The organism is Pedobacter sp. UBA5917 (assembly GCF_002432345.1).
Lineage (GTDB): Bacteria > Bacteroidota > Bacteroidia > Sphingobacteriales > Sphingobacteriaceae > Pedobacter.
Window position 1 is genome coordinate 23,334 of sequence record NZ_DJDT01000203.1, and the last position, 11,348, is coordinate 34,681.

3 protein-coding genes are annotated in these 11,348 nt (G+C 43.1%); all 3 read right to left on the reverse strand.

Annotation, left to right across the window (positions count from 1 at the left end; translation table 11 throughout):
- Positions 1-305: 305 nt before the first annotated feature.
- On the reverse strand, positions 306-2,309 hold the full coding sequence (locus B2V92_RS13385) for an OmpA family protein (RefSeq protein WP_293308842.1): 2,004 nt from the start codon (positions 2,307-2,309) through the stop codon (positions 306-308).
- Between the two features lie 71 nt (positions 2,310-2,380).
- Positions 2,381-3,382 carry a PorP/SprF family type IX secretion system membrane protein gene (locus tag B2V92_RS13390; RefSeq protein WP_293308844.1) on the reverse strand — a complete coding sequence of 334 codons (1,002 nt, stop codon included), beginning with the start codon at positions 3,380-3,382 and terminating at the stop codon, positions 2,381-2,383.
- A 37-nt stretch (positions 3,383-3,419) separates the two neighbouring features.
- Positions 3,420-11,348 (reverse strand): gliding motility-associated C-terminal domain-containing protein (locus B2V92_RS13395; RefSeq protein WP_293308846.1); only part of this gene is annotated, 7,929 nt, incomplete at its 5' end.

The following is an 11,348-nucleotide window of genomic DNA, read 5'->3' on the forward strand; positions in this document are numbered from 1 at the left end:
TTACAAAGATTAATTTAGTTTACAAGTTTATAGTTAAATTCTGGTACGTGGAGACACCTACCAGAGCGAGGGTACATGAGAACATGTACTAAATTCCGGTCCGTGAAGACACGTACCGGGATGAGGGATTGAGTGACCGAACAAAAATTACTTTCGGTACATGGAGACACGTACCGGCGCGGATGAAACATGAGCCGAGGCATGAGAAAATACACCAGATCGGGATTACAAATCCCGACCAACATGTAAACAAAAAAGCCACCTTCTAAAAAAGAAGATGGCTTTACCGGGATGTTAATTGTATTTTATTTTTTGGTTACTTTAAATTCAGTCCTTCTGTTTTTGGCCCTTCCTTCAGGGTTATCTTTTTTCTTGCGTTTAACGATAATTTCGTTAGGTGCAATAGGCATTGATTCGCCATAACCTTTCGAAGTCATTCTGGCGGCTGCAATTCCTTTACTTTCCAGGTAATCGGTACAAGATTTTGCCCTTCTGTTTGATAGATCTAAGTTATACTCATCTGTACCAATGTTATCGGTGTGTGAACCTAATTCGATTTCCATTTCAGGGTTATCTTCCATAATCGGGATCAGGAAGTCTAGTACCTTTTTAGATGGTTCTGTTAACTCGGCACTGTTAAATTCGTAGTACACATTATCCAATGCGATAGGAATACCCAGTTTGAAAGGACTTAAACAGTAATCTTTATAAATCAGTGTATCTGCCTTTGCCAACTCTTCGTAAGGATAGTTTTTGGTAACCGCGAAGTAGTTATCTTTTGCAAAAAGCAACTTGATCGGTCTTTTCGAGTCTATTTTGAACCTGTAAATACCATCATTACCAGTTGTTACTTTTTGTGAACCTTCTGCATTGCTAAGCGTAACAGATGCACCGGCCAAAGGCAATTTGGTTTTACAATCGGTTAAAAGACCTGCAATAGAAAAGTATTCTTTTTTAACTTCGAATATCTCTAAACAGCATGACGATTCGCGATCAGAGCTAATGTAGCCTTTTGTTCCCCTCTCATCAGTTGCAGTAAAATAAACATCATCTTTTGAAGAGTTGAACGGATAACCCAGGTTTTTAGGGGTAGTCCAGTTTACCAGATCGCCTTCTGATTCGAAGAAATCAAGTCCACCGAAGCCTGTTCTGCCATCGGTACTGAACAGTAATTTTTTGGTTAGGGTATTATAGTATGGTGCGCGTTCATCATTTTCGGTATTGATGCTTGCACCAAAGTTTACCGCCTGGCCCAATGAACCATCTGAACGGATGGCGCAGTACCATAAATCGAACTTGCCATAACCTCCGGTCCTATCAGATGAGAAAAGGAGGAATTTACCATCGCTGGTTATAAATGGCTGAGATGAGTTAAAATCTTTACTGTTTACCTGCAAACCAACCGGCTGCGGATCCGACCATTTATCGCCAGCTTTCTTAGAACTGTAAATGGCATATTTTTCTTTATCCTTCCATACGGTAAAATAAACAGTATTACCATCTGGTGTAAAAGCAGGGGCTGCAACCTCTGTACCTTTAGGGAAATTAATATCCAGTTTTTTAACTGCAACTTCGCCCGAAGTTAAATCGCCCTTGGCCGAATAAATGTTATTGAGAAAAGGATTGGTTTTGGTTGCCACCTGAACTTCTGTTCCGGCATCAGTTTTAACCATATCTTTTTTACTACCCACAAAAACAGGGCGCGATGAAGTAAAATAAAGTTCGTTGTTGACTTTAACAGCGGCATAGTTGGATCCCAATCCATTTACGTTAGCAGGTACCTTTTTAACCTGTACCATACGTGGAAAACGCATTTCCTCAACGGCAAATTTACACGATTCGATTTCTCTCTGCGCATCTTTAACTAATGGATCACCACTGTTTTTCTGGATAAACTGTTGAAAGGCATCAATAGCCAGATCGAACTTTTTATTTGCCCTTAAGCTCTGTCCATAATAAAATAACGCTTTTCTAAAACGCGTATTGGTAAAACTAATGGCCAAACCATAATATTTTTCGGCTTCGTTAAATTCCCTGTACAACCTGCTCGATTCGGCAAGGTTATAAACAGATCCTTCATAATCCTCTATCGCTTTAGTATCAGTGGCCGATCTCCTATCTCCTCCGTAAGGTAATAAGGCCTGGGTACTGTCGCCAGTAATTTTTAAGGCTTTTTTATAAAAAGTTGACGCCGCGTAATAGTCCTTATTTTCGAAGTAGGTGTCTGCAACTTTTTTATAGTTTACCACATACTGAGCGTTAGCAAAACCGCCAAATGCCACTAATAAAATGAGTAATATTTTTTTCATCTTGATGAGGTTTTTTTCAATGGAGACGAAACTATCATAATTAAGAAATCAGGATAGTTTCGTCTGAATAATTATAAGCGTGGGCAAAAGAAATTTGGACCAATAATTCCGTTACGGCCGATTAAGGATACCGAAAGCTCTAAACCACCGTTACTGTTCGATGCCCTGTTGAAGGTAGAGGTGTTGATATCATAACTAAGTCCGAAAACCATATTTTTTAACTGCAGGCCAACAAATGCAATGGCAGCATCTTTATTACGGTAGTTACCACCGAATAATATGTTTGCCGATGGATTAACATTAAGCTGCGCATAGGCACCCAATGATACCTCGTTGGTATTACCCTGCGACATAAATAATGCATTGGGAACGATATCCAGCAATTGCGAAGCTTTGATCCTTGCACCTCCATGAGCCGTAAAACGAACAGGGATACGTGAGTTTGTACCTGAGAAACGGTCCATAGGGCGCGTTAAGTGGGCTGCACTTGCACCTAAGAATACGTTTACGTTTTTGTTGGGATTACCATCGAAAAACATCACACCGGCATTTACATCAGGAACCAATGATGATTGCGAAGACAGTGTTTCGCCGCTCATCATCCCACCATCATAACCTGTAACCGGATTAAACTGGTTTCCAAACCTGGCCTGTGAGAAATCGAAACTGCGGTTGATGATACCGGCCTGTAAGCCGAAACTCACCATCTGCAAACCTTCGGCACCGAACCTTAAACGGTACGAGCCTGATACCAGGGCCGACAGGTAGTTAAAATCCAGCTCTCCTGCCCTTTGGTTTAAAATGGTTGCACCAAAGGCAAAGTTCTTTTTCGGAGCCATATCGAAAGATGCACCACCGGTTAAGAATGAGCTGTTAAGTGCACTCCATTGCTGCTTAAAGTTTACTGTTGCACGGTAATCGCCATCTATAACCCCCGTTAAAGCCGGGTTAAGGTATAACGGGTTGGCATAGTATTGTGAAAAATGCGGATCAGTTTGCGCAAAGGACTTAGCTGTACACAGCAGTAAACCCAGTACCCCAACATATATTTTTAAAGCCGATAGTATTTTCATGGTCTTTGATTTTATCTGTTTATTATTAATCCTCTTCTTATCTAATCAGCGTTACTGTACCTTTTCTCAATGATGTTGTTCCATTATTGAAGGTAATTTCAACCATGTACACATAAACTCCGATCGGTTGATTTACCCCTTTGAAAGTTCCATCCCATCCGTTAGCTACGTTATCAGATTGGAATATCAATTGACCCCATTGAGTATAAATACTCATTTTGGCACTCGATATGGTATTGCCATAGACTAAGAATATATCATTTTTACCGTCGTTATTTGGTGTAAATGCATTAGGTATGTAAACCTGATCTCCAAGCGGGTTGGTTGCTTTACCGGTTACCGAACCATTTGCACTGGTTTGGCAATCGAGCTGACCTTTAGCCCTCACCGAAATACTTACACTTTGATCTGGTTTCAAACCTGTTACCAGATAGCTTGTTCCGGTTGGTCCGTTTGTTGGGTTAATCCAGGTTAAACCATTATCCAACGATACTTCGTAAGCCGTAGCACCCGTAACCGCAGGCCACGCAAAGGTGATGCTGTTTGGTGTTGAGGTTTGTACCGTTACAGCTGGTCTGTCGAGTACCGGAAGTACAGTTACCGTTACAGCTGTTCTAGTTGGACTTGCACAACCGCCCACTGCTACTGCTTCTACATAATAGATGGTTGTAGCGTTTAAGGCTGGTGTGGTAAAGGTTATACCTTCTGCCAGTACCGGACCGTTAGAGCTTGCTGCGTACCATCTGTACACCAATCCGGTTACCGGATTATTTACAGTTAATATGGTTGTGCTGCCTGCGCAAAGTGTTCCGTTAGCTGCTGTTACAGATGCTGGTGCAACCGGAACTGGTAATGCAATTACATTAACCGGTGTTCTTGATGTTGACGTACAGCTTCCATTTGCTCCCCCTACATAATATGTTGTATTGGCGGTAACAGCTGGTGTTGTAAAGCTTACTCCTGTTCCAACAGGTGCTCCACCTGCTGCAGTACTGTACCAGTTATAAACCACACCTGTTTGTGGATTGGTAACTGTTAACACTGCCGGGCTACCTGTACATACACTTACCGATGATGAAGCTACGGTTGGTACTGTAGGTTTGGCGTTTACAGTAACGGTTACTTTAACACGGCCACCGTTGTTGTTACAACCACCTGTACCGATGGCTAACACATAGTAATCAGTTGTAGCAGTAAGTGCGGTAACATTATAAGTGGTACCGGTAAATAATAGGTTGCCTGCTGTTGCTGCGTTGTACCATTCGTAGGTAACGCCCACCTGAGCATTGGTTACCGTTAGTGTTGCACCATCACCGGCACATATACCTCCGTTAGGAACAGATACAACCGGGTTGTTTGGTAAGGCATTAACCGTAATGGCTACCGCTCTTGCTGTTGCTGCAGAACTTTCGCACTTATTATCGCCTTTAACAGTTACATAATAAGTTGTATTAGCAGTTAATACCGGAGTAGTAAATACCGGACCTGTAAACACTACCGTATTTAAAGCGGCATCGCTGTACCAGGTAAATATCGGATTGGTTACTGTTGTACTTGTTGCAGCCAATGTTGCTGCTGTACTGGCACAAACCGAAGTTGATCCATTTACGGTGATATCAGTAGCAATGGCAACCGGATTAACCTTGATTGTTACGGTTGCTGCATTTGCAGGTGTGTTTTCACATTTATTAGTGCCTTTTACGGTTACGTAATAAGTTTTAGTGGCAGTTAATACCGGTGTGGTAAATGATGGACCTGTAAAGGCTACGCTTGTTAATGAAGCATCATTGTACCAGGTAAATACCGGGTTGGTAACTGTTGTTGAGCTTGCATTGATTACCGCAGTACCCGATCCACATACCAGCGTTGGTGTAGATAAAGTAATATCGGCAGCCGTTGCTACAGCATTTACATTAACCGTAACCACTTTAGCGTTTGCAGCAGAACTTTCACATCTGTTATCGCCTTTTACTGTTAGGTAATATTTGGTTGTTGCAGTTAATACCGGGGTGTTAAAGGTTGCACCTGTAAATACCGGGGTTGTTAAAGCAGCATCGCTGTACCAGGTAAATATCGGGTTGGTTACTGTTGTAGTGCTGGCAACCAAACTAGCTGATGAACCTGCGCATATATTGGCATCGGCTGCGGTAACATCTGTTGCAGAAGCAACCGGGTTAACCACAATGTTTACAGATTTAGCCGTTGCTGCACTGTTTTCGCATTTATTATCGCCTTTTACAGTTACATAATAAGTAGTGTTAGCAGTTAATGTTGGTGTGGTAAATACTGCGCCAACAAAAGCCACATTGGTTAAAGTTGCATTGGTATACCAGGTAAATACCGGATTAGTTACCGTTGTGCTGCTTGCTGTTAATACTGCAGCCGATCCACCGCAAAGGTTTGTTGAACCATTTACGATAATATCGCTCGCAACTGCTATAGGGTTAACCTTAATGGTTACCGCTACTGCATTTGCTGCTGAGTTTTCGCATTTATTGCTGCCTTTAACAGTTACATAATAAGTTGTTGTAGTGGTTAATACCGGCGTGGTAAATATTGGGCCGGTAAAGGCTACACTTGTTAAAGAAGCATCGTTGTACCAGGTAAATACCGGACTGGTAACCGTAGTAGAACTTGCATTGATTACCGCAGTACCCGATCCACATACCAGTGTAGGTGTAGATAAAGTAATATCGGCAGCAACTGCAGCCTGATTTACGTTAACTGTTACCACTTTGGCTGTGATACCAGAGTTTTCACATTGGTTATCGCCTTTAACCGTAACATAGTATTTGGTTGTTGCAGTTAATACCGGGGTAACAAATGATGTACCTACATAAGCTACCGAAGTTAAAGCGGCATCGTTATACCAGGTAAATGTTGGGTTGGTTACCGTTGTTGTGCTGGCTACCAGGGTTGTATTCGATCCTGCGCAGATGGTTGCATCAGTAGCAGTGATATCCGAAGCGGTAGAAACCGGTTTAACCGTTATGGTAATTACCCTTGCAGTGCCCGGTGCATTCTCACATTTATTATCACCTTTTACAGTTACATAATAAGTTGTGGTTGCATTAAGTACCGGTGTGGTAAATGTAGCACCAACGAAACTTACATTGGTTAAAGCTGCATCACTGTACCAGGTAAATACCGGGTTGGTTACTGTTGCAGATGTTGCGCTTAACACCGCAGATGAACCTGCGCATGCTGTTGTGCTGCCATTAACAATAATATCGGTAGCAGTTGCTAAAGGATTAACCGTTACGGTTACTGCTTTGGCATCTGCCGCAGCGTTTTCACATTTATTTGTTCCTTTAACACTTACATAATAAGTAGTAGTGGCAGTTAAGCCGGTTACGGTAAAGGTTGGACCAGTAAATACCACACTGGTTAACGATGCATCGCTGTACCAGGTAAATACCGGTTGGGTTACCGTTGTACTCGATGCCATTAACATTACGGTAGAACCTGAACAGATCTGGGCATTGCTTACTGCAATATCTGCAGCGGTAGCAAAGTCCTTAACAGTTACCGTAACTACTTTGGCGTTAGCCGGTGTGTTTTCACATTTATTATCGCCTCTTACAGTTACATAATAAGTAGTGGTTGCATTAAGTGCAGGAGTAGTAAAGCTAGCTCCGCTAAATGCTACCGTGGTTAAAGCTGCGTCGCTGTACCAGGTAAATACCGGATTGATTACTGTTGTTGTTGAAGCAGACAGTGCAGCGGTAGATCCTTTACAGATCGATGTGATGCCATTGATGGCAATATCAGCATCGGTAGCCTTAGGATTAACCGTAATGGTGATCGATTTTGCTGTTGCTGCTGTATTTTCACATTTGTTATCTCCTTTAACCGTTACATAATAAGTAGTGGTTGCGTTAAGCGCAGGAGTAATAAAGCTGGCACCGGTAAATGCTACGGTTGTTAGAGCCGCGTCGCTGTACCAGGTAAATACCGGATTGGTTACTGTTGTGCTGCTTGCAGTTAAAGTAACTGTAGAGCCACCACATATTGTACTGGTTCCGGCAAGGTTAATATCAGTTGGACCTGCAACAGGGTTTACCGTTATGGTAACCTCTTTTGCATTGCCCGGTGTATTGGCACATTTATTTGTTCCGCTAACGGTAACATAATATTTGGTTGTTGCCGTAATGGCAGGTGTAGTAAATACTGCACCTACGAAAGCTACCTGAGTTAAGGCCGCATCACTGTACCAGGTAAACACCGGACTGGTAACTGTAGTGCTGGCCGCAGTAAGTACTGCTGTACCAGATGCACATAGTGATGTAGTTCCGGTTACAGTTAAATCAGTAGGTAATGCCGATGGATTAACCGTGATAGAAACTTTGGTACGGGTTGAGCTTGAACAACCAGCGCCACTTAATGCTTCTACATAGTAATCGTAAGTGCCTGCTGCAAGTGATGCAGAGGTTGTAAAGCTGCTGTTGTTGGTTACCAAAAGGTTTCCGCCAACTGCTGCATCGTACCAGTTATAGGTAAAGCCTGCAACTGCCTGCACACTTAAAGTAGCAGAGGTATTGATACAGGTTGTAGCCGGATTGGTTGTCGACGGGATCGGCGCTACCGGTGGAGGCAGGATAGTAACCACAACTTTGGCTCCTACAGTCTCGCAACCATTAGCTGTTGCCGTTACCGAATAAGTATAAGTACCAGCAGTTAAAGTTGGATCGGTTGCGAAAGTTGCTCCGTCTTTTCCTGCCTGATAAGTAGTACCAAGGTACCATTTGTACACTACCCCAGCCTGCGGATTCTGCACGCTTAATGTAGCAGATGAACCCTGACACGCGCTTGCAGTAGCTGCGCTAACTGTTGGTGTTGTAATTACCCTTTGTGCATAATCGAAGTTAACCGATGTTAATGCGCCAAGGAGACCAGAGTTTAACCTTAATTCTACTCCGTCAAACCTGCTGGTTGGTACGAAAGTTAATATGGCCGATGTTCCGCCTGTTAATAATTTTAAGCTGATTAATGGGTTTGATACAGAAACTGCATCGTTATTGCTGGTTGTACCCTGGAAAGTAGTTACCGTTAAATTAGGTAATACCGCTACCGAAAGCAATGTACCCGGAGTGGTAATTTTCACTCTTAAGGTATCACCAACGTTCGATAATCCTGTAAAACCAACCTGGTGATAAACAGAGGCTCCTAATAGTCCTACCGGAATAACCAGGCTAGATCCTGTGTTGATGTCGTTATCAACCGCAAAAGTAGGGTTATAAACACCAGCCAATAGCGCTACGCCAGTTACACCGCTTGCAACCGTTGTTGTAGCAGCACCGCATGGTGTAACCACTGGGTTACCGTTAGGTATTACCGTTACGGTTACTGTTGCCCTGCTTGTTGCAGTACAACCGCCCGCAACTGTTGCCTCTACATAATAAGTTGTAGTGGTGCTTAATTGTGGCGTTACATAAGTTTCTCCTGTAAATACCGGAACAGTTCCGTTTGCAGTGGTGTACCAGTTAATGGTTGCTCCTGCTGTACTCGAAGTTGCTTTTAATACCGCTACAGAACCTTCACTGATGGTGATTGATGGAGGTGTAATTACCGGAACATCAATTGTTCCAAGTACAATTTTACCTTCTGTTCTGGCTGATGAAGCACCGCAGCTGTTTACCGCAGCTACAAAATAACTTCTGTCGGCAGTAATTAACGGTGTGGTAAAGTTATCGCCTGTAAATAATACGGTAGTTGAAGTTGCCGTATCGTACCAGTTATAAGTTGTACCTACAACCGGATTTTTTACCTGGAAGGTAACCGATGTATTAGGGCAGGTGTTAACCGATGCCGAAAGTAGATCAGGTGTTACCGGAGCAGGGTTTGTAGTTACGTTTACTACTGTTTTGTAGCTTACACAACCTGTTGCAGAAACTGCTGCAACATAGAATTTGGTATCGCCTGTTAAAGCTGGTGTAGTAAATATGATACCGTCTTTACCGCTTAGGTAAGTACCGGTAGCATCATACCATCTGTAAGTTAAACCTGCTGATGGATTACTCACCTGCAACTGGGCAGTAGAACCCACACAAGAAGTAACATTGGCAGCAGTTACTGTTGGCGCTACCAAAATACGTTGTGCGTAATTTAAGTTAATCGAAGTTAAAGCACCCAATAAACCTGAGTTTAACCTCACCTCTACCCCATCAAAAACATTTGTTGGAACAAAAGTGATCAGGGCCTGTGTATTGCCGCTTAATAACTGGATATTGATTAGGTTATCGTTCAACAAGTGCGAATCGCCATTACTGTTGCTTCCAACATAGGTGGTGATTGCAGCGTTGCCCAATAACGCAAGTGATAATAATTTTCCTGGTGATGATACCAATACACGTACAGTATCGCCAACTTTAGATAGTGAGCCGAAACCAACCCTTTGATAAACCGATGCACCAAGTGCGCCCACTGGCATTACCAATGAAGATGCAGTTTGTGTGTCGTTATCAATAGCAAGGGCCGGGTTAAATACGCCCGATAATAAAGCTACGCCGTTAACACCGTTAACCTGTGTAGTGGCTGCCTCGCAAGGTACCGGATTTGGCGATCCATTACCATCCACTGTAATGGTAATCTGTACGCGGCTTGCCGAAGTACAACCGTTGGTAGAAACCGATTCTACATAATAAGTTGTAGTAGCCAATAATGGTGGTGTAACATAAGTAGCACCAACATAAACCGGTGTAGTTGAAGTGTTAGAAGTATACCAATTGAAAGTATTGGTCGGATCAGCAGAAGTTGCTGTTAAAATTGCTGTTTGTCCTGCGCTTACAGTTGATGAACTTGCAGTTACCACTGGTAAAGTTGGACGTGGGTTTACTGATACCGCTGCTGCTGCACGTGCAGTACTTGTACAGTTACCCTGCGATGCTTCTACATAATAAGTAGTTGCGGTGGCCAATGCCGGAGTTTGGAATACCGCACCGGTAAATACTAAATTACCAGCTGTTGCAGCATCGTACCATTTGTATGTTACTGCCGGATCAGGGTTGGCAACCGATAAAGTTGCCGATGAACCTTCGCAAACATTGGCAATAGTGGCCAATACCGGTGTAGGTAATGCCGGAGTAACGGTTACAGTTACCGGAACCCTGGTTACATTTGCGCAGGTACCTTTACTTACCTGGATATAATAAGTGGTGGTAGCAGTTAAAGCCGGTGTAGTAAATGTTTCGCCAGCGGCCAATTGTGTGCCACCTGTAGGCGCATCAAACCAGGCTAACGTAGTACCACCGTTTGCAGTTGCGGTTAAAGTTGCCGTACTGCCCGCACAAATTGTTTGTGCACCTGCTGTAACTGTTGGGTTAGGATAAATTACGGTTGCGCCATAAACATCTAAGCTGGTTAAAGCCGAAACTAAAGCACCGAAACTAACCTGTACCCTATCGTAAGCACCGCCTGCTGCTACTGTTGCAGTGAAACGGTTACCCGAAAGTAATTGAAGATTTAATAATGATGAGTTTAACTGAACTGTTCTAACCACTGTAGTACCGTTCAATACGTTTACAGTAACATTGCCCAATGCAGTTAAATCTAATAAACCACCCGGTAAAGCTAAATCTAAACGAAGGCTATCAGTAGCTGCTCCAACTGAAGGGAAAATCAATTGTTGGTAACCCGAAGCGCCCACACCTACCGAAAGTGAAATCCGGGTAAAGTTGGTTGGATCGGCATCAGTAGAGTTGCCTGCACCTGTTACACCGCATAATAAACAGATTCCATTGATACCAGAGTTTTGCGAATTCGCAGCATTACAGGCTGTACCGCCACCGTTGTTTAATACGGTTACAGTTACCGGCACACGGCTTGCACTTTTACAGCCGTTTGCATTGGTTGTTTCTACATAATATGTAGTGGTTGCGTTAAGTACTGGAGTAGTAAATGAAGTACCGGCACCTACCTGTGCACCACCTGTTGCAGCATCGTACCATTGGATGGTGTTACCAGCATC